Annotated in this window: 22 protein-coding genes and 1 tRNA gene; 15 read left to right on the top strand and 8 right to left on the bottom strand. The window is 43.1% G+C overall.

Annotation, left to right across the window (positions count from 1 at the left end):
- The first annotated feature begins 14 nt into the window (after nucleotides 1-14).
- The 12 genes from traK to ACFGVS_RS07740 all read left to right on the top strand — a co-directional run bounded on the left by traK (nucleotide 15) and on the right by ACFGVS_RS07740 (nucleotide 9,918).
- Complete coding sequence (gene traK, locus ACFGVS_RS07795; RefSeq protein WP_439698145.1) at nucleotides 15-629, top strand: conjugative transposon protein TraK; 615 nt, start codon at nucleotides 15-17, stop codon at nucleotides 627-629.
- Nucleotides 607-1,029, top strand: coding sequence for a hypothetical protein (locus ACFGVS_RS07790; RefSeq protein WP_439698144.1), 423 nt, complete (start codon nucleotides 607-609; stop codon nucleotides 1,027-1,029). The genes traK and ACFGVS_RS07790 overlap by 23 nt, the downstream gene beginning before the upstream one ends.
- Nucleotides 1,030-1,032: 3 nt before the next feature.
- Nucleotides 1,033-2,226, top strand: coding sequence for a conjugative transposon protein TraM (gene traM, locus ACFGVS_RS07785; protein ID WP_439698143.1), 1,194 nt, complete (start codon nucleotides 1,033-1,035; stop codon nucleotides 2,224-2,226).
- Between the two features lie 4 nt (nucleotides 2,227-2,230).
- Nucleotides 2,231-3,088 carry a conjugative transposon protein TraN gene (gene traN, locus ACFGVS_RS07780; RefSeq protein ID WP_439698142.1) on the top strand — a complete coding sequence of 286 codons (858 nt, stop codon included), beginning with the start codon at nucleotides 2,231-2,233 and terminating at the stop codon, nucleotides 3,086-3,088.
- A gap of 59 nt (nucleotides 3,089-3,147) precedes the next feature.
- Nucleotides 3,148-5,160 carry a type IV secretion system DNA-binding domain-containing protein gene (locus ACFGVS_RS07775; protein WP_439698141.1) on the top strand — a complete coding sequence of 671 codons (2,013 nt, stop codon included), beginning with the start codon at nucleotides 3,148-3,150 and terminating at the stop codon, nucleotides 5,158-5,160.
- Between the two features lie 46 nt (nucleotides 5,161-5,206).
- A complete protein-coding gene (locus ACFGVS_RS07770) occupies nucleotides 5,207-5,644 on the top strand; it encodes a hypothetical protein (RefSeq protein ID WP_439698140.1) in 438 nt (145 codons plus the stop codon).
- Nucleotides 5,645-5,672: 28 nt separating this feature from the next.
- Nucleotides 5,673-6,098, top strand: a complete 426-nt coding sequence (locus ACFGVS_RS07765) for a M23 family metallopeptidase (RefSeq protein ID WP_439698139.1) — start codon at nucleotides 5,673-5,675, stop codon at nucleotides 6,096-6,098.
- Nucleotides 6,085-7,287 carry an ArdC family protein gene (locus ACFGVS_RS07760; RefSeq protein ID WP_439698138.1) on the top strand — a complete coding sequence of 401 codons (1,203 nt, stop codon included), beginning with the start codon at nucleotides 6,085-6,087 and terminating at the stop codon, nucleotides 7,285-7,287. The genes ACFGVS_RS07765 and ACFGVS_RS07760 overlap by 14 nt, the downstream gene beginning before the upstream one ends.
- 10 nt (nucleotides 7,288-7,297) lie before the next feature.
- On the top strand, nucleotides 7,298-8,092 hold the full coding sequence (locus ACFGVS_RS07755; protein WP_439698137.1) for a DUF4099 domain-containing protein: 795 nt from the start codon (nucleotides 7,298-7,300) through the stop codon (nucleotides 8,090-8,092).
- Nucleotides 8,092-8,718 carry a hypothetical protein gene (locus ACFGVS_RS07750; RefSeq protein WP_439698136.1) on the top strand — a complete coding sequence of 209 codons (627 nt, stop codon included), beginning with the start codon at nucleotides 8,092-8,094 and terminating at the stop codon, nucleotides 8,716-8,718. Before ACFGVS_RS07755 ends, ACFGVS_RS07750 begins: the two co-directional genes overlap by 1 nt.
- Nucleotides 8,719-8,723: 5 nt before the next feature.
- Complete coding sequence (locus ACFGVS_RS07745; RefSeq protein WP_439698135.1) at nucleotides 8,724-9,194, top strand: PH domain-containing protein; 471 nt, start codon at nucleotides 8,724-8,726, stop codon at nucleotides 9,192-9,194.
- Between the two features lie 490 nt (nucleotides 9,195-9,684).
- Complete coding sequence (locus ACFGVS_RS07740) at nucleotides 9,685-9,918, top strand: hypothetical protein (protein WP_439698134.1); 234 nt, start codon at nucleotides 9,685-9,687, stop codon at nucleotides 9,916-9,918.
- A gap of 73 nt (nucleotides 9,919-9,991) precedes the next feature.
- On the opposite strand, the gene ACFGVS_RS07735 is transcribed toward ACFGVS_RS07740, so the two are convergent.
- The gene (locus tag ACFGVS_RS07735) at nucleotides 9,992-10,168 is read right to left on the bottom strand and encodes a histone H1 (protein WP_439698133.1); all 177 of its coding nucleotides are present in this window, start codon (nucleotides 10,166-10,168) and stop codon (nucleotides 9,992-9,994) included.
- Nucleotides 10,169-10,353: 185 nt separating this feature from the next.
- Here ACFGVS_RS07735 and ACFGVS_RS07730 point away from each other — a divergent pair, with 185 nt between their 5' ends.
- Together ACFGVS_RS07730 and ACFGVS_RS07725 are read left to right on the top strand one after the other, a co-directional pair.
- Entirely contained in the window at nucleotides 10,354-10,515 is a 162-nt protein-coding gene (locus ACFGVS_RS07730) for a hypothetical protein (RefSeq protein ID WP_439698132.1), read from the top strand.
- Nucleotides 10,512-12,059: a recombinase family protein gene (locus ACFGVS_RS07725; RefSeq protein ID WP_439698131.1), complete on the top strand. Its 1,548-nt coding sequence runs from the start codon at nucleotides 10,512-10,514 to the stop codon at nucleotides 12,057-12,059. Before ACFGVS_RS07730 ends, ACFGVS_RS07725 begins: the two co-directional genes overlap by 4 nt.
- Here the strand turns inward: ACFGVS_RS07725 and ACFGVS_RS07720 are convergent.
- From ACFGVS_RS07720 to pyrE, 4 genes are all read right to left on the bottom strand, one after another.
- Nucleotides 12,025-12,097: transfer RNA gene (locus tag ACFGVS_RS07720), tRNA-Lys, on the bottom strand. The two genes, ACFGVS_RS07725 and ACFGVS_RS07720, sit on opposite strands and share 35 nt — an antisense overlap.
- Before the next feature lie 131 nt (nucleotides 12,098-12,228).
- Complete coding sequence (locus ACFGVS_RS07715) at nucleotides 12,229-13,857, bottom strand: ABC-F family ATP-binding cassette domain-containing protein (protein ID WP_439698130.1); 1,629 nt, start codon at nucleotides 13,855-13,857, stop codon at nucleotides 12,229-12,231.
- 380 nt (nucleotides 13,858-14,237) lie between these two features.
- Entirely contained in the window at nucleotides 14,238-14,633 is a 396-nt protein-coding gene (locus ACFGVS_RS07710; RefSeq protein ID WP_274212842.1) for an SRPBCC family protein, read from the bottom strand.
- Nucleotides 14,634-14,722: 89 nt separating this feature from the next.
- Complete coding sequence (gene pyrE / locus ACFGVS_RS07705; protein ID WP_090646850.1) at nucleotides 14,723-15,382, bottom strand: orotate phosphoribosyltransferase; 660 nt, start codon at nucleotides 15,380-15,382, stop codon at nucleotides 14,723-14,725.
- On the opposite strand from pyrE, the gene ACFGVS_RS07700 reads away from it, so the two are divergent.
- Nucleotides 15,381-16,019 (top strand): NUDIX hydrolase, encoded by a 639-nt coding sequence (locus ACFGVS_RS07700; RefSeq protein ID WP_090646854.1) that lies wholly within the window; start codon nucleotides 15,381-15,383, stop codon nucleotides 16,017-16,019. The genes pyrE and ACFGVS_RS07700 overlap by 2 nt on opposite strands.
- Here ACFGVS_RS07700 and coaD read toward each other — a convergent pair.
- From coaD to nudK, 3 genes are all read right to left on the bottom strand, one after another.
- Nucleotides 15,988-16,449 (bottom strand): pantetheine-phosphate adenylyltransferase, encoded by a 462-nt coding sequence (gene coaD / locus ACFGVS_RS07695; RefSeq protein ID WP_090646857.1) that lies wholly within the window; start codon nucleotides 16,447-16,449, stop codon nucleotides 15,988-15,990. The two genes, ACFGVS_RS07700 and coaD, sit on opposite strands and share 32 nt — an antisense overlap.
- 67 nt (nucleotides 16,450-16,516) lie before the next feature.
- The gene (locus tag ACFGVS_RS07690; RefSeq protein ID WP_439698129.1) at nucleotides 16,517-16,885 is read right to left on the bottom strand and encodes a DUF4406 domain-containing protein; all 369 of its coding nucleotides are present in this window, start codon (nucleotides 16,883-16,885) and stop codon (nucleotides 16,517-16,519) included.
- Entirely contained in the window at nucleotides 16,882-17,460 is a 579-nt protein-coding gene (nudK, locus tag ACFGVS_RS07685) for a GDP-mannose pyrophosphatase NudK (protein WP_439698128.1), read from the bottom strand. Before nudK ends, ACFGVS_RS07690 begins: the two co-directional genes overlap by 4 nt.
- Nucleotides 17,461-17,473 lie beyond the last annotated feature (13 nt).

Below are 17,473 nucleotides of genomic sequence, written 5' to 3'. Positions count from 1 at the left end.
TTTAATCTCAATTTATGATCATTAAAAATATCGAAGCCAAAATACGGCTGGCGACCTTCGTCGCCGCGGGTAGCTTTTTGACGGCCATCATCATTTCACTGATTTGCTGTTCATACGCTTACAAACAGGTAGCTAATTCCGAAAAGAGTATTTATGTACTGAATAATAACGTCGCCTTACAAGCCAGTCAAACCGATATGGTGATGAACCGCCCTGCTGAATACCGCTCGGTCATCGACCTGTTCCATGCTCTCTTCTTTTCCCTGACACCGGATGATAAGTTTATCGAATACCAAATGAAAAAAGCGATGTACCTCATTGACGAATCCGGGGTTCAGCAATACAATAACCTGAAAGAGAATGGTTATTTCAACTCCATCCTCTCCAGCAGTTCGGTACTTACCCTGCAAACGGATTCCATTTCCCTGGACATGCCCCGGCATTATTTCAGGTTCTACGGGAAGATCAAGATCGACCGCAGGAGCTCAACTGTTGTCCGCTCGCTCATTACCGAAGGGACCCTCAAGGATATCCGGCGGAGCGATAATAATTCACATGGTGTACTGATCACCAATTGGAAAACTTTAGAAAACAAGGATCTCGAAGATGTTCAAAAAAATTCATTCTAACAGAACACCGGGTGTTACGGTATTCGGCGAAGTCAAAAAAGAGTTCAGTATTTACTTCGTTAAATTCGAAAAATGGTGCCAATCACTTGCGGATCGCTACCCGGAATTTCTCTTCCGGCTTATGATCTTACTGATGGCGGTTTCGCTTATTCTCTCTTTTACCGTGTTTAGGAATAAGGATACATCGTCCGAAGAAAAGATGGTTTCTGTAAAAAAAGTTCCCTTAAACACAGGCTTTGACGAGATTATCAATACAGGAACAGCATTGAAAACGACCATTAGGTTAAAAGCAGAGGTAGATAGCCTTGCTGCTCAAAAGTCGTTAACGCCTGCAGACAGCGTGCAACTTGAAAAAGACCTGGATCAACTGCGGGAGATCAGTAAACAATTTAGCAAATAAACCATGAACATAGATTTTAAACAACCCAAGTACATCGCGCCTTTGTTGCTGCTGCCATTTTTGTGCCTGTTCTTTTATGTGTACCAAAGCAGCACTTCAAAAGAGGTTACTCAAAAACAGCCGGCAGCAGGGCTCAATGCCACTGTGGCCGAAGTATCCGGTGATGTCAAAAAAAAGCAATTATCGGATAAGCTGGATGCTTATCGTAATACTTACAAAGAGGCAGACGGTTACACCGCGGTAATGCCGATACCGAAGGAACAGGCCGGGACAGCGACTTTCGACAATAGCTACAGTGAAACGGAGAAACGAAAACTGGATTCGATAGACCGGGCGATGAAAATAAAATACGCAGCTAACGTAGTTCAAAACCCTGTGGTGAATGAGCGGCGTCATGTTGATCCGGGGGACCAAGCTATGGCTGAAGCGCTCAGCGGTTTGACCAAAAGGCGTCAGCAAAACCTGGCAGAGGAACGGCAGAACAGCCATGCTGTAAAGGAAGGAGATCCGATGAACCTGTTCAGGCAACAAATGTCCTATATGGACAGTATGAATAAAGCCAATGACCCAGCCTTTAAGACGGAAAAGCTGAAAAAGGAGGCTTTGGATAAAGCAGAGCAATTGCGCACAGCGCCGAATTATCTTAAAGTTAGCAAAACCGGCGAACCAGCCTCCGGGTTCAATACTGTTCTTCCCGAGCGGCATAGCGACCCGATCAAAGCGATTATTGATGAAAACGTAACGGGGTATGCCGGTTCCCGTATCAGGATCAGGCTATTGGACGATATCATGGCCGGGAAGGTTTCTGTCAAAAAGGGAACCTATCTCTACGCTTTGATCAACGGTTTTTCCGGACAGCGGGTAACATTGCTGGTTACTTCCATTTTAGTGGACAGCCAGGTACTTCCGGTAAAACTGGAGATCTACGATCTGGACGGCATGCCCGGCCTGTATGTACCGGAATCAGCCTTTCGTGATTTTACCAAAGATCTGGGTGGTAACTCCATGCAGGGAGTGAACTTGGACGGCAGTTCAGGATCGGGTAACCAGTTTCTGATGAGTTCAGCCAGCAAGATCTTCCAGTCTACATCGTCTGCGATTGCTGAAGCGATCAGGAAGAATAAAGCTAAATTGAAATACAATTCCTGCCTTTACTTAGTCGATAACGATGCGCTGCAAAACGCGTCTAAAAATTAATCCAATGAAAAAAATATTCTTTTGTTTCCTCGCTGGCTTGCTGGTGGGAGCGCATACCCATGCTCAGCAAACACAGATGGCTGATGGTGTCAAAAAAACGCAACTGCCGGTTATTTACCTGCCGGTAAATGTATCAGTGCACTTTATTTCCCCGGAAGCTATCCAATACGTAGACATATCTGCAAAAGCTATTACAGGTGACCTGCCATTAAAAAACGTACTGAGGATTCGTTTGAACTCCGATACCACGGGGGAGGGGCGCGCTTTTGATGATGCGGTCGTAACGATCACCGGTGAAAAATTTATTGCCCAGTACCGGGTAGTGAAGGCCAATGCCATTACAACGCGGGATGCGGTAACTGATGTCGAAATCCTGCCATCCATGACCAGGCCATTGGATATCTCTGGTATAGGTTTATCAGAAAATCAGCTCAGGACTATTGCGCTAAGGCTGGCGACGAGAGAAAACAGCCACCCGGTCACGGCCAACAAAGCTTTCGGCATCAAGGGAACGGTCAATAACTTGTATTCTTTCGGCGATTACTTATTCCTGGATCTTGGATATCGGAATAAAACAAATCTCACGTATACTATTGATGAGTTTCGTTTTAAGGTCGATGATAAAAAGATCACCAAAGCCTCCAATGTGCAATCCCTCGAGATCAGGCCGGAATGTGTTTTGTTTAATACAGGAAGTTTTAAACGGAATTACCGGAATATCTTCGTGTTCAAAAAGATGAGTTTTCCAGGCAATAAAGTACTGCATATAGAGCTCAGCGAAAAACAGCTATCCGGGCGTGTGATCGCCCTTGCCATATCTTATCAGGACATCCTCGACGCTGACGTCGTACCATCCAATTAAATCTTTTCCACCTTAGCACGATTGTCTATTTAATTGCTGCTATTCAATACCAAATCTTTATGGAAGAAACACATGAGATGCAAAAGCTGCACGGCTTTATGCAATGTCTTATTTATTTGTCTATTGCGCTGGAGGTGGCTGTGTTCGTTTACATCGGGGCGCCCTTCTGGAGTGTTTTCTCCACTCCACTGATCAAAATTGCGTCTATTGTCATTTACAGGCAGGTAATCTTTAGTAAGCTGCTGACCTTGCTGCTGATCTGCCTGGTTAGTATCGGAACCCTTTCCAAAAAGAACCTGGACCTCGATCCGAAAAAACATATCCTTTACCCCTTGGCGTTGGGCTTGCTGTTATTCTTTGGCAGTATTTCCTGTTATAACCGCCCATCAGGTTTGGCTTTTGATTATACGAGCTGGTTCAATCTGATCTATATCATCTGTTCTTTTACAGGAGCCATGATGACAAGCGTGGCTATGGACAATGTTTCCAAAATGATCCGCTCGGGCCTGGGTAAGGATATCTGGAATGTGGAGGGGGAAAGTTTTATGCAGCCGGTCAACCTGGTCGATACGCCGTATTCAGTCAATATTCCGATGCGTTTTTATTACAGCGGAAAGGTGAGAAGAGGTTGGATCAATATTGTTAACCCATTCAGGGGAACTATTCTGATCGGTACGCCGGGCTCCGGTAAATCATTTGGTGTGGTCAACCCTTTTATCAGGCAAATGATCGCAAAGGGTTTTTGTACCTGTATTTATGACTTTAAGTTTCCCGATCTGGCCAGGATCGCTTATTACCATTATCTTTTGGCCAAGCAGGAAGGGAAATGTCTTACGCACCAGTTTCATGTCGTCAACCTCACCGATGTGGAAAAGAGCAGGAGGATCAATCCCTGGAAAAGTGACTACCTGCAAACATTGGCAGATGCGGCAGAAGCCGCCGAAGGCCTGGTGGAAGCTATGAAGAAAGGGGACAGGTCAGGTGGGAGCGATCAGTTTTTCACCCAATCCGCTATTAACTTTCTCTCAGCCTGCGTATATTTTTTTAGCAAATACACCAGAGGGCGCTACGCCAGTTTTCCGCACGTACTGGCTTTCCTGAACCAGTCTTACGAGGATATTTTTGATACCCTGTTCACAGAACCGGAACTCCACCCCTTATTGTCCCCTTTCAGGTCTGCCTGGCTATCCAAAGCCTATACGCAACTGGAAGGTCAGATCGGAACGCTGAAGATCTTTATCAGTCGCCTGGCGACGAAAGAGACCTTCTGGGTGTTTTCAGGTGATGATTTTAACCTCAAGATATCGGACCCGGCCAGCCCCGGCATGCTGATCCTCGCCAATGATCCCAATACCCAGAGCATCAACGCTGCCAGTTATTCTATCGTGATGAACAGGTTGACAAAGCTGGTTAACAGCAAGGGAAACCTGCCTTCTGCTTTAATTATCGACGAGATCCCGACTTTGTTCATTAATAAGGTAGAGAACCTGATCGCTACCGCGCGGTCCAACAAGGTCGCTATCCTGATGGGGCTACAGGAGTTACCCCAGTTCAACCAGCAATACGGGAAGGATACAGCAGCAACTATCACATCGGTCGTTGGTAACGTGATGGCGGGTTCGGTAAGGAATAAAGAAACACTTGAATGGCTTGAACGCTTGTTTGGTAAGAATAAGCAGGTCGGGGAGGGCCTTTCTATCGACCGTAATAAGACTTCTACTTCCCTGAATGAGAAGCTCGAACCGCTGATCCCCGCAGGTAAGATGGCCTCCCTGAACACCGGTGAAATGGTAGGATTGATCGCGGCTGATGTGCAGGAAACCTTCAGCGGAAAATTCGAGACCTCTGCGATCAATTGTCGTGTCAGCCTGGATATGGAAGGCATTAAAAAGGAAGAAGCGGGGTACCGGGACCTGCCGGTTTATTATGATTTCGGTGGTCAGAAAGAAAAGATACTTCGGGAGAACTTTATGCGGATCAACCGGGAGGTTGAAATGGTGATCAGGGAGGTGAATAACAGGACTCCCGGGCAATCCATGCCCAAAGCGAGTATGCGGGGTACCGCTGCTTAGTTGCCTGTTTTCATAATCTATAATTTATTTATTAAAACAATTGAACATGAAGGATGAACTAACAGGCACCCTCGTTTTGGTGCATCCCGATTTGGCCGTAGACCCAGCCAATAAACAGAATCAGATCGGGATTATTACAGACTATGATCTGGGTAAAGATGATGTATATGTCAGTTTTGGCAGAGGGGAGCAGGCTTTGTATAGCAGTGACGCCCTGCTGGTCATGAAATCGGAAAATGACGTCTATTCAGCACTGATGGAGAACCGGCCGAATTTACAGGCTTCCGATTTTAAAACACTTTTTCAGGCCAACCTGATGCAACAATACGGGCATTCCGGGCAGCTTAAAGGCGCTATGGAGTTGTTACAGCAGAACCCGGTGCTGCGCGAGCTCGGCATGATAAGTCTGGAGGAAAAGCTAGGCATTGTTAAAACGGAAAGTGTCGATCTCAGCCAGTTTCGGCCGCCTCAAATGGAACGGTAAACCGATGGTTTTCCTAACACGAATTTCAATGCTGATCGGCATGGCTGTGCTTCCGCTCCGCAACATTCATCTTACTTCCGGATTTGGTTACCGGTTTCATCCGCTAACAGGTCGGTATGCCTTCCATGAAGGTATTGATCTCGCTGCCCGGCATGACACGGTGTTCGCCATCCTGTCCGGTAGGGTGCAAAAAGAGGGATATCATGTTTTACTAGGAGTATATATCCGCCTTGATCATGGGCTGTTTCAAAGTACCTATGGCCATCTTTCCAGGCTCTTAGTCCTGCCTGGGGAACAGGTGAAAGCGGGTGAGCCGATCGCAATTTCTGGTGCTACTGGAAAGGTGACCGGTGAACACCTGCATTTTAGCATCCAGTTTAAAAATCATTTTATTAACCCGCTGGCATTTTTATATGCCATCATATTAAAACCAACAGATCATGAGCAATTTTAAACCACTTCATGAACAGATCGCAGAAAAGCTGATCGCCGAATTGAATGCCGGTACGTCTCCTTTTCAGAAACCCTGGACAGATGACAGCTCCGCCGCTTATATCGTCCCGGTGAACCCGACCACAGGGAAGAACTACCGGGGAATGAACGCATTATGGCTCGGTATGCAGAACAGGGAAGATCCCCGCTGGATGACCTTGAAACAGGCCTCCTATAATAATTGGACCGTAGAGAAAGGAGCCAAGGCTACCCTGATCAATTTCGTCAAGCATACGGACATCAGGCCTGTTCTGGATGAAAAGAACGAGCCTGTCTTAAACGAAAACGGTAAGCCAAAAACAGAGACGGTCAGACTGGAAAAACCCGTTATCACCAACGCATGGGTGTTCAATGCCGAGCAGATCAATGGCATACCCGAATGGAAAGCAGCCCGTGAAGAGATGTTAGCGGGGCAGACCTGGTCACCTTTGGAGAGGGCTGAGCAACTTGTCGCCGTAAGCCAGGCCGTCGTTAAACATGGTGGTAATGAGGCTTATTACAATCCGGGCAAAGACTTTATTAAATTGCCTGCACAAAAACAATTCGACAGTGCCGCGAAATATTATGCGACCCTGCTTCATGAACTGGGCCACTGGTCAGGACATGAAAGCAGGCTTAACCGGGATATGGGCGGAAAATTCGGTACGGAGGCTTATGCTAAAGAAGAACTCAGGGCTGAGATCGCTTCTTTAATGATCGGGAGCGAGTTGAATATCGGCCATAATTTCGGTCAGCATGCCGCATATGTGGAAAGCTGGATCCGGGTTTTACAGGATGACCCCACTGAATTGTTTAAAGCGTCAGCTGATGCCCAGAAGATCGCTGATTATGTCCTTAATATCGACAGGCAGCAGGAAATTAAACAGGACATGCAACACAGTACCAATCCTAAAGGACTAAACAAGGATGACGTTATTTCCTACAAGGAAACGGAATACAAGGTGCTGGCTATTCTCAAAGGTAAAACCGCGCAGCTGGAAGACCTGGGATCTGGAAAAAAATTTAAGGTCGGTCCGAAGGATGGATTATACACGTCGCTGATCAATGCGAAAAACAATACAGAACAGGCCATTGAACGTCAGCCGGTAGTTGAAGAACGGGCGCTGGCTGAAGAAAAACACACGGAAACTACTTATTCCATAGAAAGATAAAATCATCGTCATGGTACAAAAAATTTATAAGGATCAGGATCTGCCAATGGGAGATCTTGGTCAGATCGGCCTGGCTGAAAATGGAAGGTTGATATTGGATGAAAGTGATCTGCAGGCATTGCTGTCAGGAAGCAGGACGGGAATGCTTAAACTCCAGAATATAACGGCTGATGGGGCAAATATTGATTCGCTTGATGCCAAATTATCGCTCAGACAAAATGATAGGGGAAGCCTGGATTTGCTGGTACACCCGGTTTACCGGGAAGCCCGTTATCCAGAGTACCTGACAGACTCAGAAGCTGAGTCGCTGGAAAAAGGAGCTGAGGTAAACTTGGAAAAGATCATCAATGATCATGGTGTCAAAAAAGAGGTGTTGGTCGAGTTCGATAGGGAGACAAGGGAGTTTATTATAACGGATACGGAAAAGGTACTTGTACCGGATATGGTCAATAATGAATACCTGACTCTCGAACAAAAGGAAAGGTATCGTAAAGGCAAAGAAGTAGAACTCTCCGACGGTACACGGTTCCAGTACGCGGGTGGAGATGCAAGGGGAGTACGCGCCAATAAACTGGCGCTGATCGCCTCGGTCATCGTTGATGGTGGGATGTCCTACCTGCTTTATAAAGGACTAAACGCAATGTTTGGTCAAAAGCATGACCCGCAAAAAGCAGATGTTTACAGCAAAGGACATTACCAGGCCCTGGAAGATATGGTGAAAAAGAACGAAACTGAAAGGCCTGCGAATCGCCGGAATGAAAGTGAACAAAGCCGCGCCTCCAGCAGATCGGGTTATTCCAGGTAATGCATCCTTATTTGATAAGACTTGGCGTACATCCGGAAGTCCAGGTTTTTTTCCAACCATTTTACACCGTTGACAGGAAGGGGGATCTGGTATTTAACTATGGGGACTCAATAGAACACTATGGTATCGCCTTCCATAAAATACCGGTATCTGAAAATCTTTTTCTAGCAGGGAGCAGGAATTTCCATACAGTTAGCCATGTGATTATCTGCACCTCTGCCATGGATGCGATGGCTTATTTGTCCCTCAACCTGCCATACTTCCGCGATATTCGAAATTTGCTTTTTCTGGCGACCGGGACAAGGCCCGGTACGGATCAGGCTCATTGGATAAGCAAAAACCTGGCGGGTAAGTCTTTCAAGTGCATTTTTGGCAACGACCTGCTGGGCAGAGTAGCAGAAGTCAAGTTAGCCGCCGGTATCCGAAAAATGCCGGCGGCTGTTACTGTCCAGGCTGAGACAGTAATTGTGAATTTTCGGATGAAAGATCATGTTTTTACTGTTGATGGTTTTAGCCTTAATGCCCTGGAAAAAAAGACGGGATACCGGTTTAATATTCCGGTACACAAACCTAAAAGCTTTGACAGTTGGATAGAACACCTGCAACATCACACCTTTAATTATTAATCATCATGGAAATACCCGTAACCAAGATTCAGGAGATGGTGATAAAACCAGCTCCTGTATTTGCTTTTTTAAAAACATTGCCCCTGATTTTATTATCCCTTATACTTTTATATATCGCCTGGTTAATATTTCCGGCGTTCATATTAATGAGTTTAATTACAATGCTGTTCGCTTGTTATCGCTTTAGATACATCAGGAAAACACTGTACATAATAGAGCCGCAGTTGATCAGGATACAAAGAGGCATTTTCTTTAAAAGAACGGATATCGTAGAAATGTACCGGGTTAAGGACTATATTATTACCCAGCCATTTATACTTCAGTTATTTCAGCTAATGAACCTTACCTTAAAAACGACAGATGCAGAGAACCCTGTCATATGGCTTCGGGGAATACCGAGATCAGACCTGACTGATGTCATTCGTAACCATGTACAGGAGGCCAGGAAGGCAAACAGAATCTTTGAAATAAATTAAAAAACGAGGTTGGATATTTTGCATTTAACTAATATTTTTAGTAAATTTAGCTATTGAAATGTTATGAAAACCGCTGTTTATTTTATTTTTTCCTGCTTTATTTCAACTGGAGCCTTGTTAGGAGCCCTGCATGCTAAGAACCCATTTCCCGCATTCGCTATAGCGTTTGGAATCTGGGCCCTATTTGTATGGGGTTACAACAGGCGCTCTAAGAAAGAAGCTGAAAGGCGATTCAGGGAAAGATTATTTGAAGATTACATGCGCCATAGGATCAGGAACGGCCGTCGTTAATTTTCATAGTAAGTTAAAAACAATTGCCAATTCATTACGTTAGGAGAGTCGGTAAGCATTCCTGCTTATCTTGTGATAAGGTTTAGGTGAAGGTCTCCAGGCAGCGAGTGCGAGGGGACTTTCGTATTTAAAAGCATTTCTGATCATAGATATATTTTAACTGGATCGATATTGTACCATCTTTTTATCTTTGCAAAATATGAGTTTACCTTTGCGTATCACATTTGGGGACATTGATTATACTTATAAAGTATTAAGTAAAGATATCAATAGGGAAACCACACAAATAAAAATCAGTCTTTTTAGCGAAGAGTTTACACTGATTCGTGATCAACTCAATGAGTGGGTTGCCGAAGAAACATCCATTGGCGATAATCAGGCCCTTTTAAGGGCCATTGGCCGTTCGCTTGCGTCGCGTTACAGGCTTAAATAATACCAGATTTGCCAAAACAATAAAGTCCCTGTCAATTTTGACAGAGACTTTCCCAAAACATTTTCAATTTTAATTATTGTGCGTTCTTTTTTTCTGTTACTTCTTTACGGATATCAGTAGCCAATACCTTTAATTCCTGCATGGCATTACGTAAGCGGGTACCCGCCGCTTTATTGCCTTTGTCATAAAAACTTGTAGCATCTGCTTCTGCCGCCGCTATCACTTCTTTTAATTTCTCGAATTTTTCCATTGTATTAATTTATTAAAAGGCGCAAATCTAATATTTAACTTTTGGAAAAAGATTGTGCCGATAGGACGGCTGTTCCTTTTTTGTCAAAATTATAAAGGCCATTTTGTGGTTTTTAGAATCATAAAGGACATCTGCTTTTCGATTTTAGAAAAGTTAACTCATTTCACATCTTAAATTATTAACTTATGGAGGAAGAAAGCATTGAAAAAGGCCGGATCACTCCTGAGAGAGCCTTAGCCTTGTTACACAAAGGTGGAATGAATGTTACTAAAAAACAGGCAAAGGAAATTTTGGAACTACTAACGGTTTTAGCTAAATTAGAGGTGAAGAGATATTTAAAAAAATGAAGACTGCAGATTTATACATTAGAGTAAGCACAGATGAACAAGCCGACAAAGGATATTCTCAACGCAGTCAGGAGGAGGTTTTAACGAAATATTGTGTACTTCGTGACATAAAAGTAAGAAACGTCATATTCGAAGACCATTCTGCAAAGTCATTTAAAAGGCCGGAATGGCAAAAATTGTTGATCCTGCTAAAAAAGAAGCGCGGACAAACTGATTTAATCCTCTTTACTAAATGGGACCGGTTTAGCCGTAATGCCGGCGACGCTTATCAGATGATTAACTTATTGTCAGATTTGGGGGTCGAACCTCAAGCCATCGAACAGCCGCTGGATATTTCGATCCCGGAAAATAAATTAATGTTGGCCATTTATCTGGCTCAACCTGAAGTAGAAAATGACAGGAGGGCTTTAAATACCTTTTTTGGAATGCGAAGAGCACGCAAGGAAGGCCGTTGGATGGGGCATGCACTAATTGGATATGCAAACAGGATTGATGAAAGGGGTATGAAGTATATCACCCCATTGGAACCACAGGCATCAATAATGCGGTGGGTTTTTGAACAACTTGCAACCGGAGATTATTTTATTGACCAGATTTGGCGTGAAGCAAGAGACAAGGGGCTTGCAATGGGAAGGAAGAATTTTTGGAGAGTTATTCGGAATCCTGTTTACTGTGGAAAGATTTTTATACCGAAATACAAGGATGAGGATGCTCATTTTGTTCAAGGACAGCATGAACCTATAATTTCTGAAAGCTTGTTTTACCAGGTGATGGATGTCCTTGATGGAAGAAAAAAGAAACATCCGGTAAAAATCCGGTCAATGGAGGAATTGCCTTTAAGAGGCTTTTTAATTTGCCATAAATGCGGCCAGATGTTGACAGGTAGCGCCTCGAAAGGTAAAAATCAGTATTACCATTATTATCACTGTAATTCTACTTGTGGCGTCAGGTTTAATGCCAAAACGACAAACGACAAGTTTCTTGATCTTCTTAAAAAACATTCAATCGACCCTGGAACAGGTTATCTGTATAAAGAATTGATTGTTGAGGCCTATGAGACAGAAAGTGGACATGATAAGAAATTATTTGCTCATCTCAAGAAACAACTCATGGAGTACAATATAAAAGTTGATAAGGCAAGAGACCTTTTAATTAAAGGTGATCTTGATGGTAGCGACTTCAAAAAAATAAAGAGTGATTGTGAAAGACAAGTGTCAATTATCGAGGGTAAATTGTTTGAAATGTCAGGTAAAAAAGAGGGTATAGGTCCGCTACTTGATAGGGCAATGAAAAATATTGCAAAATTGCCAATTTTGTATCAATTCGGTGATTCTGAGGCTAAAAGGAATATAGTGTGTTCGATGTTCCCCGAAAAATTGACTTTTGACGGTGAGCAACATCGAACACTTCGGGTAAATGAAGCAATCGGCGTTTTTGATAGCGTAAAGGCTGTTTTTGAGCAAAAAAAAGACCGCAAAACAGGTGTTAAATCTGATTTGCGGTCAAAGGTGACCTGGGAGAGGATCGAACTCTCGACCCACTGATTAAGAGTCAGTTGCTCTACCGGCTGAGCTACCAAGTCGTTCCGGTTTTTTACCGGGTTGCAAATATGCCAATTTTTATTGGAGTCGGAAAATATAGAAGTCGGAAAGTCCGAAAGAATTTTGTCATTTTTTAAATCCTGACTTTCCGTCTTTGTTGACTTTCTGCCTTTTAAACTGCTGCGTACAGCTCCTCGCGTTGTTTTTGAACTACCGGGCTATTAATGTACTCATCGTAGGTCATCAGCTTATCAATATAACCGCCAGGTGTTAATTCAATGATGCGGTTGGCTACGGTTTCAACCAGCTCATGGTCACGTGAGGTGAACAGTATGGTGCCCCTGAAGTCTTTCATGCCGTTATTAAGGGCGGTGATGGATTCCAGGTCGAGGTGGTTGGTTGGTTCATCAAACATCAGTAAGTTGGCTTGTTGCAGCATCATGCGGCTAAACATGCAACGCATTTTCTCCCCTCCTGATAGTACATTACTTTTCTTCAATACCTCTTCGCCCGAAAATAACATCCGACCTAAAAATCCGCGGATAAACTGATCGTCCTTTTCGCCCGGCGAATATTCGCGCAGCCAGTCAATCAGGTTATCATCTTTGCCTTTAAAGTATTCGGCGTTATCAATAGGGATATCTGCCGGGTTTATGGTAACACCCCATTTGAATGTACCCTTAAAATCGGTGTCCCTGCCGGTTAATACGTTATAAAGGGCTGTTGTTGCAAGGCTGTTTTGTGATAATATGGCAATTTTATCGCCCTTATTAACAGTGAAGCTAATATTGTTAAACAGCAATTCGCCGTTAAGCGATTTCTTTAGATTCTCAACCTGCAATATCTGGTCACCGGCTTCGCGGCCAAGGTTGTTGAATATGATACCCGGATATTTACGGTTTGATGGCTGGATTTCATCAATATTAATTTTATCCAGCGCCTTTTTACGGCTGGTGGCCTGTTTTGATTTTGATGCGTTGGCGCTAAACCTACGGATAAACTCCTGCAGTTCTTTAACCCGCTCTTCCGTCTTTTTATTCTGGTCAGAACGTTGTTTCAGCGCAAGCTGGCTCGATTCGTACCAGAAAGTATAGTTACCGGTATAAATGGTCATTTTGGCAAAGTCGATGTCTACCACGTGGGTACACACGGTATCCAGGAAGTGCCTGTCGTGCGATACTACCAAAACGATAGCCTCGTATGAAGCTAAAAAATCCTCCAGCCAGCTTACTGTATGGATGTCCAGGTCGTTGGTAGGCTCATCCAATAGTAAAATGTCGGGTTTGCCAAAAAGAGCCTGTGCCAGTAACACACGTACTTTTTGGGTGTTGTCCAGGTCTTTTACCAGGTTGTAATGGAATTCCTCCTTTATGCCAAGGTTGCTTAAAAGGGTGGCAGCATTACTTTCAGCATTCCAGCCGTCCATTTCGGCAAAAAGATTTTCCAGTTCGCCGGCGCGTTCGCCATCGGCATCAGTAAAATCTTCTTTAAGGTAAATTGCATCTTTTTCTTTCATTACAGCATACATTTCCTTGTGGCCCATCATTACGGTTTCAAGTACTGTAAATTCGTCAAAAGCATAATGGTTTTGACTTAATACTGCCATTCGTTCACCGGGAGTAAAACTTACCGAACCGCTGGTAGGGTCAATATCTCCCGAAAGAATTTTTAAAAATGTTGATTTACCGGCGCCGTTAGCACCAATAATGCCGTAACAATTGCCCTGAGAAAATTTAAGATTAACGTCTTCAAATAAAGTACGTTTACCGTAACGTAAAGATAGATTGGATACCGTGATCATGCTGCACCTGTAATTTGGCGCAAAAATAAGCTAAAAACTTCGTTTATGGTAAATTAAGCTGATATTATGTTTGTGTAAAGGATTGGGGAAATGGGGAAGAATTTGTTTGCCCATTTTTTTTGGCAACCGTGGATGCAATTGCACAAAATATTTGCGTGCTTGAAACTAAACGGCTGATTCATACGTTAAATATCATAATTTACCAGATCATGAACCTATGGAACAACCTTTGACTATATTATTATATATTAATTAAAATTTAATTTTTAACAGTCATGGGAGCACTAATAGTTAGCTTAATTATTATCAACGTAGTAATAGCTTTCAACAATATACAAAAACGCAAGGTATATTAATACCCGTTAAACGCCAGCGCAAATTTAGGCTAATATACCTTTTAAACTTTGCGTTTCATGGTCGGCTAATTTTTGCAGGGGCCCGGAAGCAAGCATCTTCAGCATCATGCTTAACTCTGCATTAATAGTAAAAACAATATCTGTTTGGTCGTTATTTGGGGATAACGACCATTTTAGTTCTAAAGCAAAGGGTGGTTTAGCTGCCGGTTTAATTACAATTTCCTGGTTTACCACGCGGCTATCTATCTTTAATGATAGTTTGGCCATATTGGGTATGCTGAAACTGGCTTCATCGGTGGTAGACACCCATTCCTGTATGCTATCCGGCATTAATTTTTGGTGATTATTAAAATCGGCCAGGTAGTTGTAAACCTCGTTTATAGGCTTGTTTATGCTGATGGCGCTGGTAAATGTACTCATAAGAGGTTTTAAGTTTTGAGTGGAGAGTTATAAGTTTTAGATGGAACAATGAAGCTCGCAACCTAATACTCATAACTCAAAACTATTTTTTAGCTCGATGCAATTTGGCCCCAGGCAGATGGGTTTTCTCGCCATTGCGCTAATAAGGCCACATCTTTTTCGCTGATGTATTGATTTGCTTCGGCGTATTTTATCAGTGCGTTGTAGTTTGATAGCGTTACAAAAGGGCAACCTGCATTTTTAAAGTTTTCTGTAGCTATATCAAAACCGTAGCTAAAAATGGCGGCAAGGCCCGCAACTTCAAATCCGGCTGATTTTAAAGCGTCGACCGCTTGCAGGCTGCTTTTTCCGGTTGATATCAGGTCTTCAATTACAACAACCCTTTTCCCGGTGGTAGTTTGCACATCGCCTTCAATTAAACTGCCTGTACCATGTTCTTTAGCTTTGGCGCGCACGTATATAAATGGCAGGCCCATTTCCTGTGCTACCAGGGCGCCTTGTGGTATGCCCGCTGTAGCGACACCTGCAATACAGCCAACACTGCCAAATTTTTCCTGGATAATAACAGTTAATTGTTGCCTGATATAGGTGCGGATTGAAGGATGAGAGAGCGTTACCCTATTATCGCAGTAAATAGGCGATTTCCATCCTGATGCCCATGTAAAAGGATTATTAGGTTGTAATTTAATTGCTTTAATTTGCAGCAGGAACTCGGCAACCTGCTGTTCTATCTCATTATTATTAAACATGGCCCAAAAATACAGAATTTATATTAACGAAAAGGTTATCCTGCTAACTGAATCAGAACCTCATGGATCAGAAAAATACGAAAAGCTTGATGCAGAGTCATTTGATCTTAAAATAATTTACACCTGGATACTGGCCAACCCCAAAAAGCTGTTCTACATTAAATGTAATAATGTTAAAGAATTTTTAAAATCTGTTAAAAAAAGCATTACAGTTATTGAGGCTGCAGGTGGCCTTGTAAAGAATACCGCGGGCCATTACTTATTTATTTACCGTAATGATAAATGGGATTTGCCCAAAGGGAAAATAGAGAAAGACGAGAAAGTTAAGGAAGCCGCCGTGCGCGAGGTAGAAGAGGAGTGTGGTATTAAAGTAAGCAGGCTTAATGAGAAAATTTGTAAAACCTACCACGTATATATAAACCGCGGAGAAATAGTGCTGAAAAAAACACACTGGTTTAAAATGGATTGCAAGGGTAAAGAGAAACTGAAGCCCCAAAAAGAAGAAGGCATTACCGATGTACGCTGGTTTGAAAAAGAACACATTGAGCCTATTATTGACAATACTTTTCCATCTATATTGGATGTACTGCACAAAGAAAAGCTGGCTACAAATAAGCTAATGCCTCTGAAGGGATAAACTGGGCCACATCGCCATGGTGACGCATAATTTCGCGTACGATGGTTGAACTGATAGACGAATAGCCCGGCTTGCTTACTATAAATATGCTTTCGATGTCAGGCATTAATGCATGGTTCATCTGAGCTATCGCTTTTTCGTACTCAAAGTCAGATACTGTACGGATGCCCCTGATCATATAGGCAGCACCGATGCTTTTGCAAAAATTTACGGTTAGTCCTTCGTAAGCCACAATGTGTATCCGGTCGTCGTGTTTAAAAACAGCCCGTAACATTTGCTCCCGGGTTTCTATACTCAATAATCCTTGTTTACTGCTATTTGCACCAACGCCTATATAAAGCTTATCAAACAGGCCAACAGAGCGTTTCACGATATCCACATGTGCTTTGGTAACCGGATCAAACGAACCTGGGAAAAGGGCGATCTTCATAGTAGAATGGTATTAATACTATACCAAAAGTAGCAATGATTTTTAAAGTTTAAGCACGCGGTTGAATTTAAAGCGCAATAATATCTTCCAGGTTATAATAAACCTTAATGCCTTGCTCCAGGGCAATTTGTACATCGCCATCGGCTCCTTTTGATTCGCCGGGTATCCTTAAAATGGCATCACATTTAGCAAGTATACGGCGCGATACCGGGTAAGATATTTCCTGATAAGTTTCATCGCCCGGATGTGTTGATCCTGCTTGTTTTAACAGGGGCAGTGCCAGCCATTCGCCTATTACCGGAATGTGCCCTGCCCTGAAAATAGGAAGTGCAGCTTCTTCCATCTTTCTTAAATTATTGGCCATCAGTTCGGGATCGTCATTTGTGCCTGAGCGATAGGGGCCTGCAATTAAAATGATTAGGGGTTTACTTGTCATGATACCAGGTTGTTTAGTTGCGCGTACTGTAAAAGCATTATTGTTTTGGCGTCCTTTATTTCGCCGGTGTTGATCATGTTTAAAGCCTGGGTAAACGGCAATTCCAATACTTCTATGTTTTCATTTTCTTCATCCAGGCCGCCGCCGCCGCTTACTTTCATATCGGGCGTGTATTCGGCTACAAAAAAATAAAGTATTTCGGTTACCGATCCAGGCGACATGTAAGCCTCAAATACCTTTTTTACATTGGTTATTTTATAGCCGGTTTCTTCTTCTGTTTCTTTCCTGATGCAATCTTCCGGGTTGTTTTCATCCAGCAGCCCCGCGCAGCACTCAATAAGCATCCCGTCGTGGTTGCCATTAATGTAGGTAGGCATCCTGAATTGGCGGGTAAGTATCACAGTTTTAAGATCAGTATTGTAGAGCAATATAGTCGCGCCGTTGCCCCTGTCATAAGCCTCACGGGTGAGCAGGTGTACCGATCCGTCTTGTCTAATAGCCTCAAACGTTACATTATTGAGTGTATACCAATTCTTGGAGAGAATCTCTGTTCGTAATATTCTGATTTTATTCATCTTACTTGATTGT

Source organism: Mucilaginibacter sediminis (assembly GCF_051903035.1).
In the GTDB taxonomy this organism is placed as follows: Bacteria; Bacteroidota; Bacteroidia; order Sphingobacteriales; family Sphingobacteriaceae; genus Mucilaginibacter.
This window is presented reverse-complemented; position numbering and strand designations above follow the sequence as displayed.

Bases quoted from the DNA above. Each gene is read 5' to 3' on its own strand.
- ACFGVS_RS07755 (WP_439698137.1), top strand. From the start codon at position 7,298: ATGGTACAAAAAATTTATAAGGATCAGGATCTGCCAATGGGAGATCTT.
- ACFGVS_RS07745 (WP_439698135.1), top strand. From the start codon at position 8,724: ATGGAAATACCCGTAACCAAGATTCAGGAGATGGTGATAAAACCAGCT.
- traN (WP_439698142.1), top strand. From the start codon at position 2,231: ATGAAAAAAATATTCTTTTGTTTCCTCGCTGGCTTGCTGGTGGGAGCG.
- ACFGVS_RS07790 (WP_439698144.1), top strand. From the start codon at position 607: ATGTTCAAAAAAATTCATTCTAACAGAACACCGGGTGTTACGGTATTC.
- ACFGVS_RS07760 (WP_439698138.1), top strand. From the start codon at position 6,085: ATGAGCAATTTTAAACCACTTCATGAACAGATCGCAGAAAAGCTGATC.
- ACFGVS_RS07770 (WP_439698140.1), top strand. From the start codon at position 5,207: ATGAAGGATGAACTAACAGGCACCCTCGTTTTGGTGCATCCCGATTTG.
- ACFGVS_RS07775 (WP_439698141.1), top strand. From the start codon at position 3,148: ATGGAAGAAACACATGAGATGCAAAAGCTGCACGGCTTTATGCAATGT.
- coaD (WP_090646857.1), bottom strand. From the start codon at position 16,449: ATGAAGATCGCCCTTTTCCCAGGTTCGTTTGATCCGGTTACCAAAGCA.
- ACFGVS_RS07715 (WP_439698130.1), bottom strand. From the start codon at position 13,857: ATGATCACGGTATCCAATCTATCTTTACGTTACGGTAAACGTACTTTA.
- ACFGVS_RS07765 (WP_439698139.1), top strand. From the start codon at position 5,673: ATGCTGATCGGCATGGCTGTGCTTCCGCTCCGCAACATTCATCTTACT.
- pyrE (WP_090646850.1), bottom strand. From the start codon at position 15,382: ATGTTTAATAATAATGAGATAGAACAGCAGGTTGCCGAGTTCCTGCTG.
- ACFGVS_RS07690 (WP_439698129.1), bottom strand. From the start codon at position 16,885: ATGACAAGTAAACCCCTAATCATTTTAATTGCAGGCCCCTATCGCTCA.
- traM (WP_439698143.1), top strand. From the start codon at position 1,033: ATGAACATAGATTTTAAACAACCCAAGTACATCGCGCCTTTGTTGCTG.
- ACFGVS_RS07750 (WP_439698136.1), top strand. From the start codon at position 8,092: ATGCATCCTTATTTGATAAGACTTGGCGTACATCCGGAAGTCCAGGTT.
- ACFGVS_RS07700 (WP_090646854.1), top strand. From the start codon at position 15,381: ATGGCCCAAAAATACAGAATTTATATTAACGAAAAGGTTATCCTGCTA.
- nudK (WP_439698128.1), bottom strand. From the start codon at position 17,460: ATGAATAAAATCAGAATATTACGAACAGAGATTCTCTCCAAGAATTGG.
- ACFGVS_RS07735 (WP_439698133.1), bottom strand. From the start codon at position 10,168: ATGGAAAAATTCGAGAAATTAAAAGAAGTGATAGCGGCGGCAGAAGCA.
- ACFGVS_RS07740 (WP_439698134.1), top strand. From the start codon at position 9,685: ATGAGTTTACCTTTGCGTATCACATTTGGGGACATTGATTATACTTAT.
- ACFGVS_RS07710 (WP_274212842.1), bottom strand. From the start codon at position 14,633: ATGAGTACATTTACCAGCGCCATCAGCATAAACAAGCCTATAAACGAG.
- traK (WP_439698145.1), top strand. From the start codon at position 15: ATGATCATTAAAAATATCGAAGCCAAAATACGGCTGGCGACCTTCGTC.
- ACFGVS_RS07730 (WP_439698132.1), top strand. From the start codon at position 10,354: ATGGAGGAAGAAAGCATTGAAAAAGGCCGGATCACTCCTGAGAGAGCC.
- ACFGVS_RS07725 (WP_439698131.1), top strand. From the start codon at position 10,512: ATGAAGACTGCAGATTTATACATTAGAGTAAGCACAGATGAACAAGCC.